General features: G+C 73.6%; 20 protein-coding genes. 12 read left to right on the forward strand and 8 right to left on the reverse strand.

The genetic code is table 11. The annotated features are described in order from the left end of the window. Window positions 1-270: 270 nt before the first annotated feature. Window positions 271-810, forward strand: coding sequence for a carboxymuconolactone decarboxylase family protein (locus BLS43_RS19845; RefSeq protein WP_093087215.1), 540 nt, complete (start codon window positions 271-273; stop codon window positions 808-810). 10 nt (window positions 811-820) lie between these two features. Further along, window positions 821-1,204 (forward strand): VOC family protein, encoded by a 384-nt coding sequence (locus BLS43_RS19850; protein WP_093087217.1) that lies wholly within the window; start codon window positions 821-823, stop codon window positions 1,202-1,204. 26 nt (window positions 1,205-1,230) lie between these two features. On the opposite strand, the gene BLS43_RS19855 is transcribed toward BLS43_RS19850, so the two are convergent. Together BLS43_RS19855 and BLS43_RS19860 are read right to left on the reverse strand one after the other, a co-directional pair. Next, on the reverse strand, window positions 1,231-1,716 hold the full coding sequence (locus BLS43_RS19855; RefSeq protein ID WP_093087219.1) for a winged helix-turn-helix transcriptional regulator: 486 nt from the start codon (window positions 1,714-1,716) through the stop codon (window positions 1,231-1,233). 47 nt (window positions 1,717-1,763) lie between these two features. Then, the gene (locus BLS43_RS19860) at window positions 1,764-3,149 is read right to left on the reverse strand and encodes an MFS transporter (RefSeq protein ID WP_245707613.1); all 1,386 of its coding nucleotides are present in this window, start codon (window positions 3,147-3,149) and stop codon (window positions 1,764-1,766) included. Between the two features lie 192 nt (window positions 3,150-3,341). Here BLS43_RS19860 and BLS43_RS19865 point away from each other — a divergent pair, with 192 nt between their 5' ends. Beyond that, a complete protein-coding gene (locus tag BLS43_RS19865) occupies window positions 3,342-5,705 on the forward strand; it encodes a PEP/pyruvate-binding domain-containing protein (RefSeq protein ID WP_093087221.1) in 2,364 nt (787 codons plus the stop codon). On the opposite strand, the gene BLS43_RS19870 is transcribed toward BLS43_RS19865, so the two are convergent. Continuing rightward, window positions 5,706-6,584: a LysR family transcriptional regulator gene (locus BLS43_RS19870; protein WP_093087223.1), complete on the reverse strand. Its 879-nt coding sequence runs from the start codon at window positions 6,582-6,584 to the stop codon at window positions 5,706-5,708. Between the two features lie 69 nt (window positions 6,585-6,653). Between BLS43_RS19870 and BLS43_RS19875 the strand changes: the two genes are divergently transcribed. From BLS43_RS19875 to BLS43_RS19895, 5 genes are read left to right on the forward strand one after another with little or no spacing between them, the layout of a single operon-like run. Beyond that, window positions 6,654-7,514 carry an EamA family transporter gene (locus tag BLS43_RS19875; RefSeq protein WP_093087225.1) on the forward strand — a complete coding sequence of 287 codons (861 nt, stop codon included), beginning with the start codon at window positions 6,654-6,656 and terminating at the stop codon, window positions 7,512-7,514. Window positions 7,515-7,518: 4 nt separating this feature from the next. Further along, window positions 7,519-7,926 (forward strand): TIGR03618 family F420-dependent PPOX class oxidoreductase, encoded by a 408-nt coding sequence (locus tag BLS43_RS19880; protein WP_093087227.1) that lies wholly within the window; start codon window positions 7,519-7,521, stop codon window positions 7,924-7,926. Window positions 7,927-7,967: 41 nt separating this feature from the next. Then, a complete protein-coding gene (locus BLS43_RS19885) occupies window positions 7,968-9,317 on the forward strand; it encodes an ATP-dependent 6-phosphofructokinase (RefSeq protein WP_245707615.1) in 1,350 nt (449 codons plus the stop codon). Window positions 9,318-9,335: 18 nt separating this feature from the next. Then, window positions 9,336-10,118 (forward strand): MBL fold metallo-hydrolase, encoded by a 783-nt coding sequence (locus BLS43_RS19890; protein ID WP_093087381.1) that lies wholly within the window; start codon window positions 9,336-9,338, stop codon window positions 10,116-10,118. Beyond that, window positions 10,115-10,714, forward strand: a complete 600-nt coding sequence (locus BLS43_RS19895) for a DedA family protein (protein ID WP_342741173.1) — start codon at window positions 10,115-10,117, stop codon at window positions 10,712-10,714. Before BLS43_RS19890 ends, BLS43_RS19895 begins: the two co-directional genes overlap by 4 nt. A 52-nt stretch (window positions 10,715-10,766) precedes the next feature. On the opposite strand, the gene BLS43_RS19900 is transcribed toward BLS43_RS19895, so the two are convergent. Continuing rightward, complete coding sequence (locus BLS43_RS19900; protein WP_093087385.1) at window positions 10,767-12,254, reverse strand: long-chain-fatty-acid--CoA ligase; 1,488 nt, start codon at window positions 12,252-12,254, stop codon at window positions 10,767-10,769. A gap of 77 nt (window positions 12,255-12,331) precedes the next feature. Here BLS43_RS19900 and BLS43_RS19905 point away from each other — a divergent pair, with 77 nt between their 5' ends. From BLS43_RS19905 to BLS43_RS19915, 3 genes are all read left to right on the forward strand, one after another. Beyond that, complete coding sequence (locus tag BLS43_RS19905; RefSeq protein WP_093087229.1) at window positions 12,332-14,641, forward strand: FHA domain-containing protein; 2,310 nt, start codon at window positions 12,332-12,334, stop codon at window positions 14,639-14,641. Between the two features lie 117 nt (window positions 14,642-14,758). Beyond that, entirely contained in the window at window positions 14,759-15,541 is a 783-nt protein-coding gene (locus BLS43_RS19910) for a GIDE domain-containing protein (RefSeq protein WP_093087231.1), read from the forward strand. 101 nt (window positions 15,542-15,642) lie between these two features. Further along, complete coding sequence (locus BLS43_RS19915; protein WP_245707616.1) at window positions 15,643-16,815, forward strand: CaiB/BaiF CoA transferase family protein; 1,173 nt, start codon at window positions 15,643-15,645, stop codon at window positions 16,813-16,815. 40 nt (window positions 16,816-16,855) lie between these two features. On the opposite strand, the gene BLS43_RS19920 is transcribed toward BLS43_RS19915, so the two are convergent. Both BLS43_RS19920 and BLS43_RS19925 read right to left on the reverse strand, forming a co-directional pair. Next, complete coding sequence (locus tag BLS43_RS19920) at window positions 16,856-18,373, reverse strand: trypsin-like peptidase domain-containing protein (protein WP_245707617.1); 1,518 nt, start codon at window positions 18,371-18,373, stop codon at window positions 16,856-16,858. A gap of 112 nt (window positions 18,374-18,485) precedes the next feature. Beyond that, complete coding sequence (locus BLS43_RS19925; protein WP_093087232.1) at window positions 18,486-19,652, reverse strand: thiolase family protein; 1,167 nt, start codon at window positions 19,650-19,652, stop codon at window positions 18,486-18,488. A 283-nt stretch (window positions 19,653-19,935) separates the two neighbouring features. Here BLS43_RS19925 and BLS43_RS19930 point away from each other — a divergent pair, with 283 nt between their 5' ends. Next, window positions 19,936-21,180, forward strand: a complete 1,245-nt coding sequence (locus BLS43_RS19930; RefSeq protein ID WP_093087234.1) for a TMEM165/GDT1 family protein — start codon at window positions 19,936-19,938, stop codon at window positions 21,178-21,180. Window positions 21,181-21,223: 43 nt separating this feature from the next. Here BLS43_RS19930 and BLS43_RS19935 read toward each other — a convergent pair whose 3' ends face one another. Further along, complete coding sequence (locus BLS43_RS19935) at window positions 21,224-22,432, reverse strand: acyl-CoA dehydrogenase family protein (protein ID WP_093087236.1); 1,209 nt, start codon at window positions 22,430-22,432, stop codon at window positions 21,224-21,226. Between the two features lie 343 nt (window positions 22,433-22,775). Continuing rightward, the gene (gene sfnG / locus BLS43_RS19940) at window positions 22,776-23,873 is read right to left on the reverse strand and encodes a dimethylsulfone monooxygenase SfnG (protein ID WP_093087238.1); all 1,098 of its coding nucleotides are present in this window, start codon (window positions 23,871-23,873) and stop codon (window positions 22,776-22,778) included. Window positions 23,874-24,036 lie beyond the last annotated feature (163 nt).

Below are 24,036 nucleotides of genomic sequence, written 5' to 3' on the forward strand. Positions count from 1 at the left end.
ACGGCGACGCGGAGACCAGGTGAGAACGTCGGGCGGTGCGAGAACCGTAGCGGGAATTGCACGGAGATCGGAAGGTGACCTGGGTCTACACTCGTCTGCCGATCGTCATTGCTGGGTATCCGATTAAATGTTACCGGTGAGTTGTACCGAATGGTTCTACCGACGGGTCCGTCGGGTCCGCCCAGTTGAGCGGGGTGCACCGTCCGCAATGGACGGAGGGGTCGGCGGGCCGTGGCGGCGGTCGTCGCCGCTCCGTAGGGTCTGCAGGTCATGGCCCGCGTCACGTACCTCACCGCCGAGACCGCCCCGCCCGCCGTCGCCTCGACCGTCGCCAAGATGCCGGCGCTGCACGTCTTCCAGATGCTGGCGCACGCCGAGACGGCCTACCGGCCGTGGCTGCGGTACGGCGGTGCGATCCTGTCCGACCTCGCACTCGACCCGTTGGTGCGCGAGCTCGTCATCCTCCAGGTCGGGCGGCTGGCGGCGCGCTACGAGTGGGAGCAGCACGTGCCGATCGCGAAGGCCGCGGGCGGCACCGACGCTCAGGTCGCGGCCCTGGACCGCGGAGACCTGAGTGTGTTCGACGAGGCGCAGCGCGCCGCGCTCGTGTTCACCGAGTCCTTCGTGCGGGACGGCGAGGTGTCCGATGAGGACTATGCGGCGCTCGCGGCGCGGTTCGCCGAGCGCGAGATCGTGGAGATCGCCCTGACCGCCGCGCACTACCTCGGGCTGGCCCGGATCATGACGGCACTGCGGATCGACCCCGACGCGGCCGTCGGGCCGGAGGGGCTGCCCGCGGCGCGGCTGTAGAGTCGCCGCAATGGAGATCCTCGCCGGCCGGGTGCTGCTGCGCCCGGCCGACCCGGACGTGACCACCGCCTTCTACCGGGACCGCCTCGGCCTCGCGGTCTACCGCGAGTTCCCCGGCGGCACGGTGTTCCACCTCGGCGGCGGTTTCCTGGAGGTCTCCGGACACGCCTCGGAACCGGCCGACCGCCCGCGCGCGGGGGTCGCGCTGTGGATGCAGGTGCGCGACCTCGCCGCCGCGCACAAGGAGATCGTGGACGCGGGGGTGACCGTCACCCGCGAGCCCCGCCGCGAGCCCTGGGGGCTCGACGAGATGTGGATCGCGGACCCGGACGGCGTCGTGATCGGGATCGTCGAGATCCCCCCGGAGCACCCGCTGCGCCGGGACACCCGCTGACCCGAGCGGAACGCGCGGTCCGTCGGTCAGCCGGCGGCGCGCAGGCGGGCGCCCGGGCCCGGCTCGGAGCGCAGGCGATCACCCGGGCCGATCCAGTGGCCGTCGGCGCAGCGCAGCTCGGCGTGCACCTCGGCGCCGCAGCCCTCGTGGCGCGTGACGTTCGGCGGGCCCGCCTCGCCCGCCAGGTGTTCGTCGCCCCAGTCCTTCAGGGCGTTCAGCACGATCCGCAGGTCCCGACCCGCCGGGGTGAGCCGGTACTCGTGGCGTTCGCGGCGCCCGGGCTCGCGGTAGGGCGTCTTCACCACGAGACCGCCCTCGACGAGGCCGGCCAGCCTGCGGGTGAGCACGTTGCGGGCGATGCCGAGGTGCGCGGCCAGGTCGTCGAACCGGCGGACCCCGTTGGACAGGTCCCGCAGCACCAGCACCGTCCAGGCGTCACCGATCAGCGCGGCGGTGCGGGCGACCGAGCAGGTAGCGCTGTCCCACTCGGCGAAGTCGACGGGGTCCGGCATGCGCGCCAGGGTAGTCGCGCACCTGGGTTGTCGCCAGCAACCCGTCCTCAGGCGGTCGCCTCGGCCCGGGCGACCACCGCGACCGGCGCCGGGGTCAGCATCGCGACCACCATGCCGACCAGGGCCGCGCCCGCGGCGGCGAGGAACACCACGCTGAAGGCGCCGCCCGTGGGGTGGACCTCGCCGTCCACGGTCATCACCATCGCCGTGCCCACGGCCGCCACGACCGCGGTGCAGGTCGAGGTGCCGAGCTGGCGCATGAGCGTGTTGAGACTGTTCGCGGCGGCGGTCTCGGTCCGGGGGACCGCCCGCATGATCAGCAGCGGCAGGGCGGAGTAGGCGAGCGTGGCGCCGACGGAGCCGACCGTCGCGATCCCGATGAGCGCCGGGATCGAGCTCGGCAGGAGCGCGAAGCCCGCGTTGCCGAGCACCATGAGCGCCAGCCCGACGACGAGCGTGGTGCGCGGCCCCCGCAGCCGGGAGATCAGCGCGGACGTCGACGAGAAGATCACCATCGCGCCGCCGAGCGGCAGCAGCACCAGGCCCGCCGCGATCAGCGACATGCCGAACCCGTAGCCCGTCTCGACCGGGGCCTGCAGGACCTGGGTGGCCAGCATGAACGTGGCGAACATCGAGAAGCCGATGCACAGCGTGGCGACGTTGGTCCAGAGCACGGCGGGCCGGGCGGACACCCGCAGGTCCACCAGCGGGCCGCGCTTGCGCAGCTCGTAGACGCCCCACAGCGGGAGCAAAACGACGGCCGCGGCGAGCAGCCCCAGGACCCGCGCGCCCGCCCAGCCCCATTCGCTGCCCTTCGACACGGCGAGCAGCAGGCAGACCAGCGCGACGCCCAGCCAGACCGCGCCGAGGACGTCGAACCGGCCGCCGGTGCGCACCCGCGACTCCGGGATCAGCCGCTGGACGAGCACGATCTGCAGCACACCGATCACCGCAGCTCCGGCGAACAGCCAGCGCCAGCTCGTGAACTGGGCGACGAGGCCGGTCAGCGGCAGGCCGATCGCCCCGCCGACACCGAGCGAGGCGCTCATCAGCCCCACGCCGTTGCCCACCCGTCCCGGCGGCAGGATGTCCCGCATCAGGCTCATGCCGAGCGCGATGACCCCGAACGCGGTGCCCTGCAACACGCGCGCGACCAGCAGCACCGCGATGTTCGGGGCCACTGCGCCGATCGCCGAGCCTGCGACGATCAGCGCGAGCGCGACGACGAGCATGCGGCGCTTGCCGTACATGTCGCCGAGCCTGCCGAGCACCGGCGCGGAGACCGCACCGGCGACCAGGGTGGCCGTGACGAGCCAGGCCGCGGTCGAGGGCGACACCGACATCAGGCGGGGGAACTGCGGCAGCAGCGGCACCACCATCGTCTGGATCAGCGAGATCAAGAGGCCGCACGACGCGAGGACCAGGATCGCCACGGTCGGGCTCTCCGGTCGCCCGGTCGCGGTACTGCTGGGCGATTCGGCCACGCCGGCACTCACGGGAGTGATCTCCATCCGTTCGGGGCCCGACCGGGCCACCTTCAGGTGACCACGAGTCGTTGCGAACGGCAAGCGATAACCTTGCGTTTGCCAAGTATCTCTCATGTGCCGCGGCGGTACCGTCCCGCCATGGACGCCTTCGTGCTCCCGCTCGCGAGCCCCGACGCCGTCGTGGAGACGGTGGGCGGCAAGGGGGCGTCGTTGGCTCGCGCGGCCCGCGCCGGGCTGCCCGTGCCCGCGGGCTTCCACGTGACGATCGCGGCCCACCAGGCCTTTCGCACGCGGCCCGACGGCGTGGCGGCGGCGATCCGGGCCGCCTACGCCGAGCTCGGCGCGCCGGCGGTGGCGGTGCGGTCCTCGGCCACCGCCGAGGACCTGCCGGGGCTGTCGTTCGCGGGGCAGCAGGACACCTACCTGAACGTGCGGGGCGCGGACGCCGTGCTCGAGGCCGTGCAGCGCTGCTGGGCCTCCCTGGGGAACGCGCGGGCGGTGGCCTACCGGGCCCGCGCGGGGGTGGCGGACGCGGAGATCGCGGTCGTCGTGCAGGTGCTGGTGGCGGCCGAGGCCGCAGGCTTGCTGTTCACCGCCGACCCCGTGACGGGGGCGACGGACCGCATGCTGATCGACGCCGCGTGGGGGCTGGGGGAGTCCGTGGTCGGCGGCGCGGTCACCCCCGACTCGGTGGTGGCCGACGCGGCGACCGGGGCGGTGCGCGAGCGGCGCACCGGGGACAAGGCGGTCAGGACCGTGCGGACGGAGACCGGGACCGAGGAACGCCCGGTGCCCGACGAGCTGCGGCGGGCCGCCGTGCTCGACGACGTGCGGATCGCCGAGCTCGTGGCGCTGGGCCGGCGGGTCGCCGAGCTGTACGGCGGCCCGACGGACCTGGAGTGGGCGCTCGCGGACGGCGCCTTCGCGGTGCTCCAGGCCCGCCCGATCACCTCGGTCCTCGATCCGTGGAACGACTCCCGCGGTCGCGACCACCTGTGGACCAACACCAACCTCGGCGAGGCGCTCCCCGGCACCCCGACGCCGTTGACCTGGTCCTTCATCCGGATCTTCAGCGCGCACGCGATGACGACGTCCGCGCTGCCCGGCTTCGAGGCGTACGGGCGGATCGGCGGTCGCCCGTACATGGACCTGTCGCAGTCCGCGGCGATCGCGGGGGCGGTCGGGGTGCCGCGGGCGGTGTTCCGCAGGCTCGTCGGCTCCGCGTTCGGCCGGATCCCGCCCGGCGTCGACCTGCCGCGGCCGAGGCTGGAGCGGCGTGCGTTGGTGCGGGCGCTGATCCCCGCGGCGCGGGGGGTGCTGCGCACCGTGCGGCGGGAGAAGCCGCAGGTCACGGCGTTCCTCGAGGGGAATCCCGAGCACTGCGCCGCGCTCGTCGCGCGGATCGCGGACCTCGACGCCCCCGGCCTCGCCGCGCTCTGGGACGCCGAGCTGCGGCCGCTGCTGGAACGGGCGAGCGACATGCTGCAGGTCGCGGGCCGCAGCGACCCGCAGGCACTGCTGGGTGCGCGGTGGATCGTGGAGAAGCTCGCCGGGCCCGCCGACGCCGCCGCCCTCACCACCGGCGCCGACCTGGCGAGCATGGGCCCGGTCGTCGGCGCGGTGCAGGTCGCGCGGGGTGAGCTCACCGCGGAGGAGTACCGCAGGCGGTGGGGCCACCGCGGCCCGGACGAGTTCGAGGTCGGGGCCCCTCCCGGGTCGGGCGCCGCGTCGACCGTCGACGGGGCCGCCGCGGCGGGCGCCCTCCTCGACGCCCGCCGGGCGGCGCGGGACGCGGCGTGGGCGCGGCTGCCCGCCCGGCGCGCCCCGATCGTGCGCCGCGCGGTGCGGTCCTGGAACGCGGCGGCCGAGGGTCGGGAGCGCTCCCGCTCCGAGGTGGTCCGGGTGTTCGCGGTGCTGCGGGCGTGGACGGCCCGCGCGGACGCGATCCTGGAGCCGCCGGTCGCCTTCCTGGAGCTCGTCGAGCTGCTCTCCGGCCTCCGCGGCGCCGCTGAGCTGGGTGAACGCGCCGCCGCTCGGAGGGTCGTGCACGCCCGCTACGCCGCCCTCCCGCCGTACCCGTCGTTCGTCCGCGGCTCCTTCGACCCCTTCGCCTGGGCCGCGGACCCCGACCGCCGCGCCGACGTCTGGGTCGAGGGGGCGCAGCCGCCCGTCCGGAGCGGCGCGATCACGGGTTTCGCGGGGGCCGCCGGCGTCGTCGAGGGCGTGGCGCGGGTGCTGACCTCGGTCGACGAGGGTGCCGCGCTGCACCCCGGTGAGATCCTCGTGACGACCGTGACCAACGTCGGCTGGACCCCGCTGTTCCCCCGGGTGGCGGCCGTGGTCACGGACGTCGGGGCGCCGCTGTCGCACGCCGCGATCGTCGCCCGCGAGCTCGGGATCCCGGCCGTCGTCGGCTGCGGGGACGCGACCACGCGCCTCCACACCGGCGACCGGGTCCGCGTCGACGGGGGCGCGGGCACCGTGACCCTCCTGCCCACGTGATCACCCCCGAGGGGTCTCGTCCGCCCCACTGACCCGCTGGACCAGGGCGAGGAGCTCGGGGACCGCGGGGTGGGTCGGCGGGTCGGGCCAGACGAGGTGGACCGGCAGCGGCGGCGCGTCGGCGATCGGGACGTAGGCCACGCCGGGGAAGCGGTGCAGCACCGCGGTCGCGGCCGCCGTGACCCCGACCGCCCGCCCGGACGCGATCGCCACCAGCCACTCCGCCGTCGAGCCCACCCACGAGACGGACGGGCGCGCGCCCGCGGGCCAGAGCCCGGGCGTCGTCGTGCCGGTCTCGTCGTTCAGCGCGACCGTGCGGGCGGCCAGGTCGGCGAGCAGCACCGACGGGCGGGCCGCCAGCTCGTCGCCCTCGGGGAGCGCGGCCACGCGCCGCTCGTCCGGCAGCCGGGCCGACCGGGTGCCCGGCACCCGCACCCGCCCCCGGACGACGGCGGCGTGCGCGCGCCCGTCGGCCAGCCCGGCGTCCGCGGTGTCGATCTGGACGAGCTCGAGCGGGAGCCCGGGGCGGGCGGCCCGCCAGCGGCGCAGCAGCTCCGGGGTCTGCTCGCCGAGCGCCGACCAGGCGTAGCCGAGGCGCAGGGGAGCGGTGGTCCACTCGGTGAGCCGGGCAGGGTCGAGCACGGCGTCCACCTCGGCGACCACCCGGCGGGCCCGCTCGCGGAAGGCGGTGCCCGCCGCCGTCAGCGCGAGGTGGTGGGTGGAGCGGTCCACCAGGCGCACGCCGAGGTGGCCTTCCAGGCGGGCCAGCGTGCGGGACAGCGCCGGCTGCCCGATCCCGAGCGCGCGCGCCGCACCGGTGATCGTCCCGGCGTCGGCGATCGCGAGGAAGGCCCGGACGTGCCGCAGCTCCGCGCTCATGCCTGCAGAGCATAAACACCGGGAGAACGGCATTTCTCGGCGACGTCGGCGGTCCCTAGCGTCGATGGTGTGGGACGTGTGGGGTTGGTCGTGGGCGGGCAGTTCTCCGTGCAGTTCGGTGCCGCCGTGGCGGCGCTGCTGTTCGAGCGGGTCGGCGCGGGCGGGGCGGTCGCCCTGCGCCTCGGGCTCTCCGGGGCGGCGCTGCTGCTGGTCTGCCGGCCCACCCTGCGCGGGCGCACGCGGGCCGACGTGCTGACCGCGCTGGGCTACGGCCTGGCCCTGGGCGGCATGAACCTGTGCTTCTACGAGGCGATCTCGCGCATCCCGCTCGGCGTCGCCGTGACCCTGGAGGTGCTCGGGCCGCTGACCCTGTCCGTGCTCACCGCGCGGGGGACGCTGCGGTGGGTGTGGGCGGGCCTGGCGCTCGCGGGCGTCGCGCTGCTGGGGGCGGCGGACGCGGGCGCGCTGTCCCCGGTCGGGGTGGCGTTCGCGCTGGCGGCGGGCGCGCTGTGGGCCTGCTACATCCTGCTCGCGCAGCGGGCCGGGCGGACCTTCGCGCGGCTCGACGGCCTGGCCCTCGGGTTCGGCGTGGCGGCCCTCCTCGTGGCCCCGGTCGGGATCGCCGAGGCGGGGGCGGACCTGCTGGACCCGACGGTCCTGGCCCTCGGCGCCGCCGTCGCCGTGCTGTCCTCGCTGCTCCCGTACTCGCTGGAGATCCTCGCGCTGCGCACGGTCCCGGCGAGCACCTTCGCGGTGATCATGAGCCTGTCCCCGGCCGTCGCCGCGCTGGCGGGCGCCCTCGTCCTCGACCAACCCCTCACGGTCCTCTCGGCCGTGGCCATCGCCCTGGTCGTGGCCGCGAACATCGGCGCGATCGCCCGTCCCGCACCCGCCCCCACCCCGGCCCGCCCCGGCCACGGCGCAAGATGACGCCATGGACCGTCCCCTGCGCACCCGGCTGGCCCCCGACGTCGTCTCCGAGGAGTTCCGGGAGTTCTGGACCGAGCGGCACCTCGTCACCCTCGTGACGCTGCGCACCGACGGCACGCCGCACGTCGTGCCGGTGGGCGCCACGATCGACGTCGAGGAGGGCACCGCCCGGGTGATCTGCCGGGGCGGTTCGCAGAAGGCGGTCAACGCGCGGGCCACGGGGCGGGTGGTCGTGTCCCAGGTCGACGGGCGGCGCTGGTCCTCGCTGGAGGGGACCGCCGTGGTGCTCGACGATCCGGAGGCGGTGCGGGACGCCGAAGTACGCTATGCGAAGCGCTACCGCACGCCGCGCGCGAACCCGGAGCGCGTCGTCGTCCTGATCACCGTCGACCGGGTGCTCGGTATGGTCTGATTCGATTCCGAACGCTCGGGAACGCTACGGAGGGAACCCCCTTGTCGGCCGACAACGTCGTGCACCTCTCCCGCTCGCAGGGCGTCACCCAGGCGGACCTCGCGATCGCGAAGCTCGGCACCAGCCGCATCGAGTCCCCGATGGCTCACCTGCTGGACGCGCGCGCGACCACCGAGCACTACGTCGACGAGGACGACCGGGTGCTGCTCGACGACACCGTCGCCGGCATCCGCGCCCGCGGCGTCTCCCTCGACGAGCTGCCCGGCCTCGAACCCTGCGGGCCGCGCCGCAAGATCTACTTCGACCCGTCCAAGACCCGCGCGGGCATCGTGACCTGCGGCGGGCTGTGCCCGGGGCTCAACGACGTGATCGCGGGCCTGGTCCGCTCGCTGACCTACCACTACGGCGTCAAGCGCGTCGTCGGGTTCCGCAACGGCTTCCAGGGCTTCATCTCCTCCTACGGCTACGACGAGGTCGAGCTCACCCCGCAGTACGTCCGGGACATCGCGACGGACGGCGGCACCGTCCTGGGCACCTCCCGCGGCGCCCAGGACCCCGAGGAGATCGTCGACTGCCTCGAGCGGATGCACCTGAACATCCTGTTCGTGATCGGCGGCGACGGGACCATGCGCGGCGCCATGGCCATCGAGCGGGTGGTGCGGGAGCGCAACCTGAAGATCGCCGTCGTCGGCATCCCGAAGACGATCGACAACGACATCCCCTACATCGACCAGAGCTTCGGCTTCCAGACGGCCTTCTCCCGGGCGGCGGAGTCCATCCGCGCGGTGACCGTCGAGGCCAAGTCCACGGCCAACGGCGTCGGGCTGGTCAAGCTGATGGGCAGGCACTCCGGCTTCATCGCCTGCTACGCCTCGCTCGCCCGCTCGGACGCCGACGTCGTGCTGATCCCCGAGGTCCCGTTCTCGCTGGACTCGCTGCTCGACCACCTGCGGGACCGGGTGAGGCAGCGCGGGCACGCGGTGGTCGTCGTGGCGGAGGGGGCCGGGCAGGAGCTGATGGAGGAGGTCTCGTCCACGGACGCGTCGGGCAACCGGCGGCTGGGGGACATCGGCCGCTTCCTGCGCGCGCGGATCGAGGACGACTTCGCGGCGCGCGAGATCGAGACCTCGGTGCGCTACATCGACCCCTCGTACGCGATCCGCTCCGTGCCGGCGAACCCGTACGACAGCGTGTACACGGTGCGGCTGTCGCAGGCCGCCGTGCACGCGGCGATGTCGGGGCGCACGGCCATGGTCGTCGGGCGGGTGCGGCGCCGGTTCGTGCACATCCCGATGGAGCTGGCGGTCAGCAAGCGCAACCAGGTCGACCCCAACGGCGACCTGTGGCAGGCGGTGCTGGAGTCGACGGGGCAGCCCGTGCGGTTCGCGTAGCCTCTCGGCGTGCCCGCGCTGCGCTTCCTCGGCCACTCCACCGTCCGGCTGGAGCTGGGTGGGAAGGTCGTGCTCACCGACCCGGTGCTGACCTCGCGGGTCTCGTTGCTGCGCCGGGTGGTCGCGCCGCTGCGGGCGCAGGACTGGGCGGACGCGGACGTCGTGCTGATCTCGCACCTGCACGGTGACCACCTGCACGTCCCCTCGCTGCGGCTGCTGCGCCCGGACACCCGGGTGATCGTCCCGCGGGGCTCGGCCGAGTGGGTGCGCAGGCGCGGGATCCGCCGGGTCGAGGAGATCGACGTCGGGCAGACGATCGTCGACGACGGCCTGCGGATCACCGCGACCTACGCCGACCACTCCGGGCACCGCTGGGGCCCGCGCTCCACCCGCGGACCCGACTCCCCGGCGCTCGGCCACATCCTCGAGGCGGACGGGCTGCGGGTCTACGCCGCGGGCGACACCGACCTGTTCGACGGCATGGGCTCCTTCGGCGAGCTCGACGTCGCGCTGCTCCCGGTGTGGGGCTGGGGCCCGAACCTCGGGCCCGGGCACCTCGACCCGGAGCGCGCCGCCGCCGCGGTGGACGTGCTGCGCCCGCGGCTGGCGGTGCCGGTGCACTGGGGCACCCTCGCCGTCGCGGGCCTCACCCGCGCCCCGGCCGGACACGGGGAACGCATGCGGGCGCTGCTGCACGACCCGCCGCACCGGTTCGCCGCCGCGGCCGCGGAACTCGGCAACGCCCACCGCGTCCGCATCGCCCGGCCCGGCGAGGACGTGTCGCTGCAGGGGGCCGGGTGAGCACGCTCGCCGTGGACTGGACCGACCCGCAGACCATCGGCTACCCGGCACTCGCGTTCGCCGTGCTGCTCGGCTCGATCGTCCCGGTGGTGCCGACGGGCGCCCTGGTCGGCGCGGCCGCGGCCGTCGCGATGACCACCCACCACCTGTCGCTGCCGCTCGTGCTGGTCGTGTCCGTGCTCGGCGCGTGGGTCGGGGACGTCGTGACCTACGCGGTCGCCAAGATCGGCGGCGAGCGGGCGGTCCGGCTCGTCTCCCGGGGCCGCACCCCCGAGCAGCTGGAGTCCGCGCGGGTGCGGTTCACGCGGTGGGGGTGGCAGCTGATCGTCGTCGGGCGGCTGGTGCCCGCGGGCCGCATCCCGACCCTCGTGGCCGCGGGCACGCTCGGCTACCCCTGGCGGCGGCTGCTGCCGACCGCCCTGGCCGCCTGCGTGGCGTGGGCGATCGCGTACGCCCTGCTCGGCGTGCTCTCGGGCGGGATCTTCGACAACCCGCTGGTGGCGTCGCTGGTCGCCGCCGCGCTCGTCGTGGTGGTCAGCGCGCTCTCCGCAGGTGTCGCGGCGCTGGTCCGCCGCAGGCGCAGCACCACCCCCTGACCGGCGAACGGCGCGTTCGCTCACACCTGGTGAGCGAACGCGCCGTTGGCTGCTACTCGGTGGGGGGCTCGACGTTGCGGCGGAGGATCTTGCCGGTCGGGCCCTTGGGCAGGGCGTCGACGAGCCAGACGCTGCGCGGGTACTTGTACGCGGCGAGGCGCTCCTTGACGAACTGCTGCAGCTCCTCGGCGGTGGCCTCGGCGCCGGGCTTGAGGGCGACGGCGGCGCCGATCTCCTCCCCGAGGTCGGCGTGCTTGATGCCGATCACAGCGGCCTCGGCGACGGCGGGGTGCTCGTAGAGGGTCTCCTCGACCTCGCGCGGGTAGACGTTGTAGCCGCCGCGGATGATCAGGTCCTTCTTGCGGTCGACGATGGTGTAGTAGCCGTCGGCGTCCCGGGTGGCGATGTCGCCGGAGCGGAACCAGCCGTCGGGGATGGCCTCGGCGGTGGCCTCGGGGCGGTTCCAGTAGCCCTTCATGACGTTCTCGCCGCGGATGGCGATCTCGCCGGGCTCGCCGTCGGGTACGTCCCGGCCCTCGTCGTCCACCACACGCATCTCGCAGCCGCGGACCGGGAAGCCGATGGTGCCGGGCTTGCGCTCGTGGCCGGGCTGGTTGAACGAGGCGACCGGCGCGGTCTCGGACAGGCCGTAGCCCTCGAAGACCTGGCAGCCGAAGGTGGACTCGAACTGCTTGAGGATCTCCACGGGCATCGCGGAGCCGCCGGTGATGCAGGTGCGCAGCGAGGACATGTCCGCGCTGCCCGCGTCGGGGCTGTGCAGCATGGCCGCGTACATGGTGGGCACGCCCTCGAACACGGTGACCCCGTCCCGGGCGACCACCTGCAGCGCCTTGGCCGGGTCGAAGCGCGGGATCAGGGTCAGGGTGGCGCCCGCCCGGACGGCGGCGTTGAGGCCGCAGGTCAGGCCGAAGACGTGGAACAGGGGCAGGCAGCCCATGATCACGTCGTCCGGGCCGATCTCGATCAGGGTCTCGCTGGTGGTGGCCGCGTTGGAGGCGAGGTTGTGGTGGGTCAGCTCGGCGCCCTTGGGCTGGCCCGTGGTGCCGGAGGTGTAGAGGATGACGGCGGTGTCGTCGTCCGCGCGCTCGACCGGCTCCTCGACGGGCGTGCCCCGCAGCCCGGTCGGACCGGTGGCCGGGACGACGATCCCGGTGATCCCGACGGCCTCGGCCGCGGTGGGCACGACGTCCCCGGACCCGTCCCAGCCGTAGACGACCTTCATCCCGGAGTCGCCCAGGTAGTACTCCACCTCGCGGGCCTTGAGCAGCGGGTTCATCGGGACCACCACGGCGCCCGCGAGCAGCGCGCCGTAGAACAGGATCGGGTAGGCGGGCACGTTCGGGAGCACGAGGCCGACCCGGTCGCCCGGTTCCACGCCCTGCTCGCGCAGGTCCCCGGCCACGGCCGCGGCGGCGGCGTGCAGGGCGGCGTAGTCCAGCACGTACTCGTCCAGCTTGATCGCCGGGTGCTGCGGCTGCGTGCGGGCGGTCGCGACCAGGTTCGCGGCCAGGTTCGTCATCGTCGACTCCACGGGTGTCGGTTGTGACCGCGATCCTATGACTGACGGGTAACTTCGCGCATCGCTACTCTCCCGCCATGGCGCCGCCCCCCTTGGAGATCGTCGTGGGGGGTCGCACGCTCCCGGTCCCCACCGGGCGGCCGTTCGTGATCGGCCGCGGGCCCGAGGCGGATCTCGACGTCGGACACCCGCGCGCCTCCCGCCGGCACGTCGTCGTCGAGCTGACCCCCCAGGGCTGGCTGCTCACCGACGCGTCCCGCAACGGCACCTGGGTCGACGGCAGGCGGGTCACCTCGCTGTCGCTGGCCGGGCCGGTGTCGGTCCGGCTGGGGGACACCGACGACTCGGCGATCGTCGAGGTGCGGCCCGCCCCGCACGCGCCCGCGGCCCCCGTGGCGGAGGTCCTCACCCGCCAGGGCGGCCAGACGTCCGTCCGGCACGTCGGCACCGGCAGGCTGACGATCGGCAGGCTCCCGGACAACGACGTCGTGCTGGACGACCTGCTCGTCTCCCGCCGCCACGCCGAGCTGCACCGCACCGGCACGAGCTGGCGGATCGTGGACCTGAACAGCGGGAACGGCACGTTCGTCAACGGGGTCCGGGTCACCACCGCCGACATCGGCGCGCGGGACGTCATCGGCATCGGCCACGCCCTGCTGCAGCTGCACGGCGACCGGCTCGTCTCCGCCGAGGACACCGGAGACGTCGGGTTCACGGTGGAGGGCGCGAGCGTCACCACCGACTCGGGCAAGACCCTGCTGCGAGACGTCTCGTTCGCGCTGTCCGGCCGCAGCCTGCTCGCGGTCGTCGGGCCGTCCGGGGCGGGCAAGTCCACGCTGCTGAACGCGCTGACCGGGGCCCGCCCGGCGGACGTCGGCGAGGTCCGGTACGCGGGCCGCGACCTCTACGCCGAGTACGACGAGCTGCGCCACCGCATCGGCCTCGTCCCCCAGGACGACGTGCTGCACCCGCAGCTCACGGTGCGCCGCGCGCTGCGCTACGCCGCCCGGCTGCGCTTCCCGTCGGACGTCCCGGAGGCCGACCGGGAGCGGCGGATCGACGAGGTGCTCGCCGAGCTGACCCTCACCGGGCAGGCCGAGCAGCGCATCGACACCCTGTCCGGCGGCCAGCGCAAGCGCACCTCGGTCGCGCTGGAGCTGCTCACCAAGCCGTCCCTGCTCTTCCTCGACGAGCCCACCTCCGGTCTGGACCCCGGCCTGGACAAGTCGGTGATGCAGACCCTGCGGGGGCTGGCGGACGGGGCGCGGACGGTCGTCGTCGTGACCCACTCCGTGCTCAACCTGGACCTCTGCGACCGGCTGCTGGTCCTCGCCCCCGGCGGGCACGTGGCCTACTTCGGGCCGCCGCGGGAGGCGTTGGAGTACTTCCGCACCCCCGACTACGCCGAGATGTTCCTGCTGTTGGAGCAGGTGCCGGGGGAGCAGCTCGCCCAGCGGTACCGCGCCTCGCGCCAGCACTCCGAGTACGTCGCCCAGCCGACGATGGGGATGCCGCGGATCGTCGAGCGCGCCGCACCGACCGCGGCCCGGCGACAGCAGGGCTTCGGCACCCAGCTGTCGGTCCTGTGCCGCCGCTACCTCGCGGTGATCGCGGCCGACCGGCAGTACGCGGCCTTCCTCGTCGGGCTGCCGCTGGTGCTGGCCGCACTGGCCCGGCTCGTCCCGGGGGACTCGGGCCTGAGCACGCGCGAGGCGGTCCAGCTCAAGGAGTTCCAACCGAGCCAGCTGATGCTCGTGCTGATCCTCGGCGGGGCGCTGATGGGCATCGCGGCGTCCATCCGCGAGCTGGTCAAGGAACGGCCCGTCTACGTCCGCGAACGCGCCATCGGCCTGTCCATCCCGGCGTACCTGCTGTCCAAGCTCTCGGTGCTGGGCCTGATCACGGGGCTGCAGGCGGCGGTCTTCACCCTGCTCGCGCTCGTCGGGCGCCGGATGCCGGACGACGCGGTCCTGCTCGGCTCCGGGCTGCTGGAGGTGCTGCTCGCCGTCGTCGGCGTCACCGTCGCGACGATGCTGATCGGGCTCGTCGTCTCCGCCGCCATCGGCAACGCCGACCGCGGCATGCCGCTGCTCGTGCTGGTGCTCATGATCGAGCTCGTCGTGTCCGGCGGGCTGTTCCCGGTGTTCGACCGGCCGGGACTCGAGCAGTTCGCCTGGCTCGTGCCCTCGCGGTGGGCCTACGCGATGGGCGCGGTCACCGCCGATCTCAACCTCACCGCCCGCGAGGGCCCCGACCCGCTCTGGACCCACGACGCGGCGCACTGGCTGCTCGGCGCGGGTGTGCTGGCGGGCATGGGCCTGGTGTTGGTGGTCGTCACCGGGCTGGTCGTGCGCCGGCTGGACCCCGTCCGCCGCAGGCGCCCGTGAGTGGTAAGTGGTGCCAGAGCGGTACTTACCACTCACGACCAAGGTGGTAGTAGCACTGAGGCCCACGGCCCGGGCGATCCCTAGCGTTCTCCTCACCGACGCGAGAGGACGAGGGACATGCTGTGGATCGGGATCATCCTGCTGGTGGCGGCCGCCGGCTGCCTCTGGGGCGCTGCCCGGTCGCAGCGCAAGGTGCATGCCATGATGGCGGCGGAGACGCTGTCCGTGCCGGAGCTGCTGGAGCTGCAGCGGATCTCCACCGAGCTCACGGGCCCGGGGAACCTCCGCAAGGTCTGCGAGGTGGTCGGTGAGACCGTGCCCGCGCCCGTCGGGATGCTGCGCTCCGAGCTCACCGGCACCGACTGCGTCTGGTACTCCACGCGGGTGCAGCGCCGCTACAAGCACTACGACCGGGACACCGACGGCGACACGCGCGTGAGCACCCGCACCGAGACCGTCTCCGACATGACCTCCCCGCACGGCTGGGCGCTGCTGCGGGACGGGCACACCATCGGTGTCGACCACGGCGGCCGTCGCCCCGACGGTGCCGAGCAGGTCCTGGACCGCTTCGAGCAGGCTCACGACCGGCAGCCCGCCGGCGTCGCCGGGGTCCTGGGGGCGCTGATGGGCGGCGACCGCGACGAGACGATCGGCTACCAGCACACCGAGCACGTGCTGCGGCCCGGCACCCGGATGTACGTCCTCGGCGAGGTCGACGACCGCGACGGCCCGCTGGTCATCCGCCCGCCCCGCGACTCCGCGGTCCCCTTCGTCCTGTCCACGCGCACCGAGGAGGAGCTCACCGACTCCGCCCGCGGCGGCCAGAAGATCTGGGCGTGGATCGCGGCCGTCGCGGCGCTGGTCGGGGTGGCCCTGATCGTGCTCGGCATCGTGTTCTGACCGCGCCTTCGGACGGCGGCTGCGCCGCTCGTGAGTGGTAAGTGGTGCTCTGGCACCACTTACCGCGCACGGGCGGCGCAGCCGCGACCTAAGGTCGGGGGGTGATCGACGAGGAATCCGCCGGGCCCCTGGCCGGGCTCGTGGTGGCCGACTTCTCCCGAGTGCTCGCCGGCCCCTACGCCACCATGGTGTTGGGGGACATGGGTGCCACCGTGATCAAGGTGGAGGGCCCGGGGCACGGGGACGACACCCGGACCTGGCGACCCCCCGTCGTCGAGCGGCCGGACGGGCCGGAGGCGACCTACTACCTCTCGATCAACCGCAACAAGCACTCGATCGTCCTGGACCTGAAGGATCCGGACGACCGGGCCACCGCCCAGGCCCTCGCCGCCCGCGCCGACGTGCTGATCGAGAACTTCATGGCGGGCACCACGGCCCGGTTCGGGCTCGACGAGCCGACCGTCCGCGCCGCGAACCCCGGCGTCGTCTACTGCTCGATCACCGGGTTCGGCGACCGCGGCGGGGCGCAGCTGGGCGGCTACGACCTGGTGGTCCAGGCGACGTCCGGGCTGATGAGCCTCACCGGGGGCGCGGACGGCGAGCCCACCCGGGCGGCCATCGCGCTGTTCGACGTGATGTGCGGGCTGCACGCCAGCACCGCCATCCTGGGGGCGCTGCGCCACCGGGACGCCACCGGCGAGGGCCAGCACCTGAAGACGAACCTGCTGTCCACGGCGCTGTCCTGCATGGTCGACAAGACCTCCGCCTGGGTGGCGGGCGGCGTGGTCCCGACCCGGATGGGCAACGCGCACCAGTCGCTGTTCCCGTACGAGCCGCTGCCGACGGCGGACGGCGACCTGATCGTCATCGCCGCCAACGACCACCAGTTCCGCAGGCTGTGCGGCGCCCTCGGGGTGCCGGAGCTGCTCGCCGACCCGCGGTTCGGCTCCATGGTGGACCGCAACCGCAACCGGGACGAGCTGCGGCCGCTGCTGCTGGAGCGGCTGGCCACCCGCGGCGCCCAGGAGTGGTTCGACGTGCTGAGCGCCGCCGGGGTGCCCTGCGGCCCGATCAACACGGTGGACCAGGGCGTCGCGCTGGCGGAGAGCCTGGGGCTGGACCCGGTCGTCCACCCGGGTGGGGGCGTCGGAACGGTCCGCAACCCCGTGGAGTGGTCGCTGACCCCGCCGCAGTACCGCCGCACCCCGCCCGCACTGGGCGCCGACTCCGACGCCGTGCGGGAGTGGCTGCGACAGCCGCGAGCGAAGCCGTGAGCGGCGATGGTCGCCAGGGCGACCATCGCCGCTCACGAGGTCAGTTGCCCCCGCGGGAGAACGGGTTGAGGCCGCCGAAGGGGTTCTGCTGCTGGGGCACGCTCTGGGTGGTGCCGCCGCTGCTGGTGGTGGCACCGGTGTCCTCGGTGCTCCCCAACGTGACGTCCACGGTGCGGCCCGAGCTCAGGGTGAGCGTGACCCGGTCACCGGGGCTGTAGGAGCCGATCCGGGCGATGAGGTCGGAGAAGTCGCTGACGGTCGCGTCCCCGACCTTCGTCACGACGTCCCCCTGCGCCAGGCCGGCCGCGGCGGCCGGGCCGCCGGCCGTGACCTGCTCGACCGTGGCGCCCGTGGTGGCCGAGTTCGAGCCGCCGGTCGACCCCTGCACGCCGAGGACGGGCTTGGTGGCGTGCCCGGTGTCCATGATCTCCTGGGCGACCCGGCGTGCCTGGTCGACCGGGATCGCGAAGCCGAGGCCGACGGAGCCGGTGCTCTGCCCCGCGGTCGCGATGGCCGAGTTGATGCCGACGACCTGGCCGTCGAGGTTGACCAGCGGGCCGCCGGAGTTGCCCTGGTTGATGGGCGCGTCGGTCTGCAGCCCGTTGTAGACGACGCCGGAGCCGTCCTCGCCCTGGACCGCGACGGTCCGGTTGAGGGCGGACACGATGCCGGTGGTGACGGTGCCGGTCAGGCCCTGCGGCGAGCCGATCGCCACGACCTGCTGCCCGACGGCGACGTCCGCGGACCGGCCGAGCGTCGCGGCGGTGAGCCCGGAGACGCCGTCCAGCTTGATCACCGCGAGGTCGTAGCTCGGCGAGGTGCCGACGAGCGTCGCGGTGTGGGTGCTGCCGTCGGACAGGGTGACCTGGATGCGGCCCGTCGAGCCCGCGACGACGTGGTTGTTGGTCAGGACGTCCCCGTCGGCGGTGAGGATCACCCCGGAGCCCTCGGCGGTGCCCTGGGAGGTCGTCACCCGGATGTCGACGGTGCTGGGGGTGGCCTTCGCCGCCGCGGCCTGCACGCTCCCGTCGATCGGGGTGGTGGACGCGTTCGTGGCGGGCTGCCCGGTCAGCGTGCTGCTCGACGCCGCGGAGGGCCGGTCGAGCAGGGCGTACGCGCCGCCGAAGCCCGCGCCGCCGCCCACCAGGCCCGCGATCAGTGCCGCGACCACGATCCCGGTCATCGGCCGCGACGGCTTGCCGGGCTTGTCGCCCTCGAGCACCGCGGTGGTGCCGGACGGCGGGTCGGTGGGGCCGTCTCCGGCGGTGCCGGGCATCCCCGGCGCGCCGTAGGTCGGCTGGGAGCCCGCGTACGGGCCGTACGCGGGGCTGCCGTAGGGCCTGCCCTGGTCTCCGCTCACGCTCTGGGCGTACCCCGGGGTGCCGTACACCGAACTCTGTCCGTAGGCGTACGGCGAGCCGGAACGGGCCTCGTAGGAGGCGCCGTCGCTGCCGCCCGGGACGGTCTGGGTCTGCTGGGTGGAGGAGTCCCCGGCGCTGGTGGCGTGCGGTGCAACGTCCCCATCGGGCCGGGTCTGACCCCGCTGCTCGTCGGTCATGGCCATGACTGTGAGCCCCGAAGCTGAGACTTCCCTGTGGTTGTTCTGGGAAACGGGCGTCATGACGGTCGTGCGCGGCGATCGTCGCTCCGGCGACGATCGCCGCGCACGGTCAGAGGAGCTCGACGATGGTCGCGTTCGCGGTGCCGCCGCCCTCGCACATGGTCTGCAGGCCGTAGCGGATCGACTTGTCCCGCATGTGGTGCAGCAGCCGCGTCATGAGGATCGTGCCCGAGGCGCCCAGCGGGTGCCCGACGGCGATGGCGCCGCCGAGGGGGTTGAGCACCTTGTCCTCGGCGCCCAGCTCCGCCTGCCAGGCCAGCGGGACGGGGGCGAAGGCCTCGTTGACCTCGAACGCGCCGATGTCGGAGATCGACAGGCCGGAGCGCTTGAGCACCTTCTGGGTGGCGGGGATGGGGCCGGTGAGCATCATCAGCGGGTCCGCGCCGGAGACCGCGCCGGAGTGGTAGCGCGCGATCGGGGTCAGGCCCAGCTCCCCGGCCCGCTCCGGGGTGGTGATCAGCACGGCGGACGCGCCGTCGGAGATCTGCGAGGCGTTGCCCGCGTGGATCACCCCGTCCTCGGTGAACGAGGGCTCGAGGGCGGCGAGCTTGTCCGGGGTGGTCCCGCGGCGCAGCCCCTCGTCCGCGGTGAAGTCCTCCTTGCCCGGGATGCGGGCGAGCTGGCCCGCGAAGGCGCCCGAGTCGATCGCCGCGGCGGCCAGCTCGTGCGACCGGGACGCGTACTCGTCGAGCCGCCGCCTGCTGAAACCCCACTTCTTCGCGATGCGCTCGGCGCCCACACCCTGGTTGAAGTCCCCGCCGGGGAACTCGCCACCGGTCAGGTCGGCCGCGTACCGCTCCCGGACCAGCGGGCCGAACGGGCGGCCCAGGTCGCGGCCCGCGCCGAGTGGCACCCGGGTCATCGACTCGACGCCACCGGCGACGACGACGTCGTACTGGCCGGCCATGACCATGCCCGCGGCGAAGTCGAAGGCGGACTGGCTCGACCCGCACGCCCGGTTGACGGTGATGCCGGCGACCGTCTCGGGCCAGCCCGCGGCGAGCACCGCGTAGCGGCCGATCTGCGCCGCCTGGTCGCCGACCTGGTTGACACAGCCCCACACGACGTCGTCGATGGTCTCCGGGTCGATGCCCGTGCGTCGCTGGAGGTCCTGCAGCACGTATCCGGCCAGGTCGGCGGGGTGGATGTCGGCGAGCGTGCCGTTGCGCCTCCCGATGGGGGTGCGCACCGCGTCGACGATGACGGCGTCGGGCATGGGTCCTCCGTGTGTCGGCTCTCCTGAACGAACGTACGACACGTACCGACACGCGACACGGTGAAGCAGCTCACTCGGGGCTGGACGCCGGTCTGGATCGATGGGGTACAGTGCCTCCAGCGAAGGGGAGTAGCTCCCAACTTCGCGGTCGACATACTGGCGCCCCATGGCTCCCGGCCGCGAGGCCCGACTTCGGTCGGGCGAGCGAGACCTTCGATCCGGCATTGTCCGGGTCGAAGTGGTCCTCCCTTCGGCCCGGCCCCAGATCGAGGGGTAGGGAAACATGAACGGCGTGCTCAGCGCCTTCCTGATCAGCTTCGGCGTGATCTTCGTGGCCGAGCTGGGAGACAAGTCCCAGTTGATGGCCCTGACGTTCGCCACGCGCTACCGCGCCTGGCCCGTGCTCGTCGGCATCACCATCGCCACCTCGGTGGTGCACCTCGTGTCCGTGGCCGTCGGGTACGGCCTGGGTGCCACCATCCCGACCGGGTGGATCGCGCTCTCGGCGGCGCTGGCCTTCCTGGTGTTCGGTGCGTGGACGCTGCGCGGCGACCGGCTCACCGAGGAGGAGAAGCAGAAGGCGGGCCAGACCACCCGGTCCGCGTTCGTCGCCGTCACGGCGTCCTTCTTCCTGGCCGAGCTCGGCGACAAGACGATGCTCGCCACCATCACGCTGGCCACCCAGCACGGCTGGTTCGGCGTGTGGCTGGGCTCCACCCTGGGCATGGTCGCCGCGGACGCGCTGGCCATCGTGGTCGGTCGCGCGCTCGGCAAGCGGCTCCCGGAGCGGACCATCCGCTACGGGGCGGCGGTCGGCTTCTTCGTGTTCGGCGTGGTCCTGCTGTGGGAGGCGATCGTCGAGCTGACCGGCCGTGACCCGTGGGTCGTCGCCTCCGAGTCGCTGAACCACCACACCGGCGCCTGGATCGCGGTGGGGCTGATGCTCGTGGCGATCGCCGTCATCGCCGTCGGACGGCGGTGGGCGCGCGCGGGCTCGCGGCGCTCGGCCCCGCCCGCCGGGCGCGCCTCGTGGTGGTCGCGCGCACTGCTCGGCGCGGCCCTGCTGCTCGGCGTGGTCGCCCCGCTGCTCGTGGCGTTCGACGTGATCGAGCCGATCGCGTGGTTCAGCGCGCCCGGCTGGATCGTGACCGGCGCGGGCCTGGCGCTGCTGGGGCTGGCGCTCGTGCTCGCGGCCCTGTTGCAGATGGGGTCCGCGCGCAGGCGCCACGGCCGGTCCCTCGCCCTGACCAGCGACGGCCTGTACGCCAAGGTCCGCAACCCCGCCTTCACCGGCATGGTGGTGGCGATGGCGGGTGCGCTGGTCATGGCGCCCACCGCGCTCGGGGTCCTGGCCACGGTCCTGACCGTGGCCGCGGTGCAGATCCAGGCCCGCGCCGTCCGCGAGCCCGGTCTCACCGAGGCCCTGGGGGAGGAGTACGCGAGCTACGTCTCACGGACGGGCCGCTTCCTCCCGCGCGTGCGCACCCCCCGCACCCCCCACCCCGAGCGGACCACCTCCCACCTGTGAGCGGCGATGGTCGCCCTGGCGACCATCGCCGCTCACGCAGCGGTCAGCTGTACCAGGTCGGCTCCGGGATCTCGTCGGTGAGCACGAGGGCGCCCACCTCGCGGCGCTTGTAGGCCACCGGGTCGTGCAGGGTGTGGGTGCGGACGTTGCGCCAGAAGCGGTCGAAGCCGAGCTCCGACGTCGTCGCCCGGGCGCCGAGGCCCTCGAAGACCCGGCTCGTCACCTCCAGGGCCACCTCGGTGGCCCGCGCCTTCACCGCGGCCACCCGGACCTCGTGCTCCCCGCGCTGTCGGGGCGTGACGGCGTCGGGCTGCCGGTGGATCGGGAGGGCCTCCTCGGCGACCCGGTCGGCGAAGGCCTCGACCGCCCAGAGCTTCGCGGTCAGGTCGCCGTAGAGGTCGAGCTGGTAGGGCTCGTCGACGGCGCGGTCCCGGCCGCCGTGCAGCCACGGACGGGTGTGGGTGCGGGTGTAGGCGGCGGCCTCCTCGAGGGCGCCGCGGGCGATGCCCAGGTAGAACGAGACGAACACCAGCTGGATGGTCGGCACGTTGAGGGTGTTGTACGTGCGGGCTTCGAAGACCTTGTCGCGGAAGCCCGCCGCCTCCGCCCACGGCACCCGGACGTCCGAGATCGTCACGCTGCCGCTCTCGGTGAGCCGCTGGCCGATGTTGTCCCAGTCGTCGTGGAAGGTCAGGCCGGGCTGGGCGCTCGGCACGATCGCGAAGACATGGGTGTCGGTCCCCTCGAGCACGCCCTCGAGGACGGTGACGTCGGAGACCCTGCTGCCGGTCGAGAAGGACTTGCGTCCGGAGTAGACGATGCTGTCGCCCTCGTCGCGGATCAGGACGTCCGCGTCCCGCGGGTTGACCGCGCCGCCGAAGAACCAGCGGTTCCGGGTGGCCTCGGCCTCGACGGCCGCGATCTGCTCGGGGGTGCCCACGAGCCGGGCGGCCCAGAACCACAGCAGGTGGTAGCCCAGGAGCTGGCCGATGGAACCGTCCCCGGCGGCGACCTCCCGGATCACCCGGTAGGCCAGCGGCCACTCCTGGCCGCCCCCGCCGTGCTCGGTCGGACCGAGCAGCGTGACGAGTCCGGAGTCCTTGAGCAGCGCCACCTCGTCGTAGGGGGTCTGGCCCGCGCGGTCGCGGTCGGCGGCGTCCTCGGCGAGGATCCCGCGCACCTCGCGGGCGCGGTCGAGCCACTCGTCGGGGGTGGTCGGGGTGTGGGCGAAGCGGGCTTCGAGCGTGGTCATGACAGAGTCCTTTGTGGAGTGTGTGGGTGCGCGCGCCCGCCCGCCCGCGGGACGCAGGGGCGTCGGGCGGTCGGGAGCGCACACCGGCGACCCGAGCGAGCGGGCGTCCGGCGCGGACGGGCGGTGCGCGGGAGATGTGGGTGGCGGTCGCGCGTGTCGTGCAGTCCGTGCGGCACGATCAGCGAAAGTGTGCGGTGACTGCGGTCGAGACCGCACTCAGCGCACGGTTCTCGCGATCGTGCAGCAGTGAGCGCACGAAACGTGCGACCTGAGGTGGCCCGGACAGGACGTGGTGACGGCGCGGGCGTGGTCGATGACCCGGCGCCGGGTCAGCAGCGGCACGTCAGTTCACGAGCGCGGGCTCGAGCGCCGCTTCCTTCTCGCGGATGATCGGCAGCACCTTCTCGCCGAAGTACTCGATCTCCTCCTGGAAGTGGAGGAAGCCCAGGAGCAGCAGGTCGGCGCCGCGGCGCTTGTACTCGATCGCCCGGTCCGCGATCTGCTCCGGCGTGCCGATCAGCTGGGTGCGGAACCCGTCGTTGTACTGGACGAGGTCCTCGAAGGTCGAGTCCGCCCACATCCCGCGCTTGTCCCCGGTGGACGAGCCGGCCTGCTGCACGGCGTCCCGGAAGCCCTCGACGGCGGGCCGGTTCGCCTTCGCGACGATCTCGCGCAGCTGCTCCCGGGCCTCCTTCTCGGTGTCCCGGGCGATGACGAACCCGTTGAGTCCGAACCGGACCGTGCGCCCCGCCTCCGCGGCGTGCGCGCCCACCTCGAGCACCTGCTCGGTGAACCCGTCGTAGTCCTTGCCGTTCGAGAAGTACCAGTCCGCCACCTGGCCGCCGTTGCGGCGGGCGGCCGTGGAGTTGCCGCCCTGGAAGATCTCCGGGTGCGGACGGCCGGGCACGTCGACCGGCTTGGGCTTGAGGTCGAAGTCGTGGATCCGGTAGAAGTCCCCGCGCAGCTCGGCCTGGTCGCTGGTCCAGATCTCGCGCAGGGCCCGGATGAACTCGGCGGAGCGGCGGTAGCGCTCGTCGTGCTCCAGCCAGGGCTCGCCGAGTGCGGTGAACTCCTGCTTGAACCAGCCGCTCACCACGTTCACCGCGGCGCGGCCGCCGGAGAGGTGGTCCGCCGTCGCGATCCACTTGGCCAGCACGCCCGGGTGCCAGAGCCCGGGGTGCACCGCGGCGATGACCTTGAGCTTCTCGGTGGCCAACAGCAGGGCCAGCGAGAAGCTGGTGGACTCGTGCTGGTGGTCGGCGCCGTAGGACGCCATGTACCGGACCTGGGACAGCGCGTACTCGAACCCGACGCGTTCGGCGGTCTGCGCGAGCCGCCGGTTGTAGTCGATGCCCCAGTCGGTGCGTTGCTCGATCGTGGAGGTGACGAGCCCGCCGGAGACGTTGGGGACCCAGTAGGCGAACTTCAGTGGTGTGGACACGGTGCTCCTGTCGAAAGGCGGGAAGGCGGCATTCGACTCAGCGACAGGCGCAGGACACCACGGTCAGGTGATCGACGTGCCGACGACGCGTCAGCAGGAACCCGGCCATGTCTCGACTCCACCACGTCCGGGCGCCCGGGTCAAACGGTGTCCACATGTCGAA

It is taken from the genome of Pseudonocardia oroxyli (genome assembly GCF_900102195.1).
Classification (GTDB): domain Bacteria; phylum Actinomycetota; class Actinomycetes; order Mycobacteriales; family Pseudonocardiaceae; genus Pseudonocardia; species Pseudonocardia oroxyli.

Excerpts from the sequence above, each read along its gene's own strand:
- BLS43_RS19905 (WP_093087229.1), top strand. The coding sequence starts at position 12,332 with ATGGCGCCGCCCCCCTTGGAGATCGTCGTGGGGGGTCGCACGCTCCCG.
- BLS43_RS19920 (WP_245707617.1), bottom strand. The coding sequence starts at position 18,373 with ATGACCGACGAGCAGCGGGGTCAGACCCGGCCCGATGGGGACGTTGCA.
- BLS43_RS19850 (WP_093087217.1), top strand. The coding sequence starts at position 821 with ATGGAGATCCTCGCCGGCCGGGTGCTGCTGCGCCCGGCCGACCCGGAC.
- BLS43_RS19870 (WP_093087223.1), bottom strand. The coding sequence starts at position 6,584 with ATGAGCGCGGAGCTGCGGCACGTCCGGGCCTTCCTCGCGATCGCCGAC.
- BLS43_RS19900 (WP_093087385.1), bottom strand. The coding sequence starts at position 12,254 with ATGACGAACCTGGCCGCGAACCTGGTCGCGACCGCCCGCACGCAGCCG.
- BLS43_RS19930 (WP_093087234.1), top strand. The coding sequence starts at position 19,936 with ATGAACGGCGTGCTCAGCGCCTTCCTGATCAGCTTCGGCGTGATCTTC.
- BLS43_RS19855 (WP_093087219.1), bottom strand. The coding sequence starts at position 1,716 with ATGCCGGACCCCGTCGACTTCGCCGAGTGGGACAGCGCTACCTGCTCG.
- BLS43_RS19845 (WP_093087215.1), top strand. The coding sequence starts at position 271 with ATGGCCCGCGTCACGTACCTCACCGCCGAGACCGCCCCGCCCGCCGTC.
- BLS43_RS19880 (WP_093087227.1), top strand. The coding sequence starts at position 7,519 with ATGGACCGTCCCCTGCGCACCCGGCTGGCCCCCGACGTCGTCTCCGAG.
- BLS43_RS19865 (WP_093087221.1), top strand. The coding sequence starts at position 3,342 with ATGGACGCCTTCGTGCTCCCGCTCGCGAGCCCCGACGCCGTCGTGGAG.
- BLS43_RS19910 (WP_093087231.1), top strand. The coding sequence starts at position 14,759 with ATGCTGTGGATCGGGATCATCCTGCTGGTGGCGGCCGCCGGCTGCCTC.
- BLS43_RS19925 (WP_093087232.1), bottom strand. The coding sequence starts at position 19,652 with ATGCCCGACGCCGTCATCGTCGACGCGGTGCGCACCCCCATCGGGAGG.
- BLS43_RS19935 (WP_093087236.1), bottom strand. The coding sequence starts at position 22,432 with ATGACCACGCTCGAAGCCCGCTTCGCCCACACCCCGACCACCCCCGAC.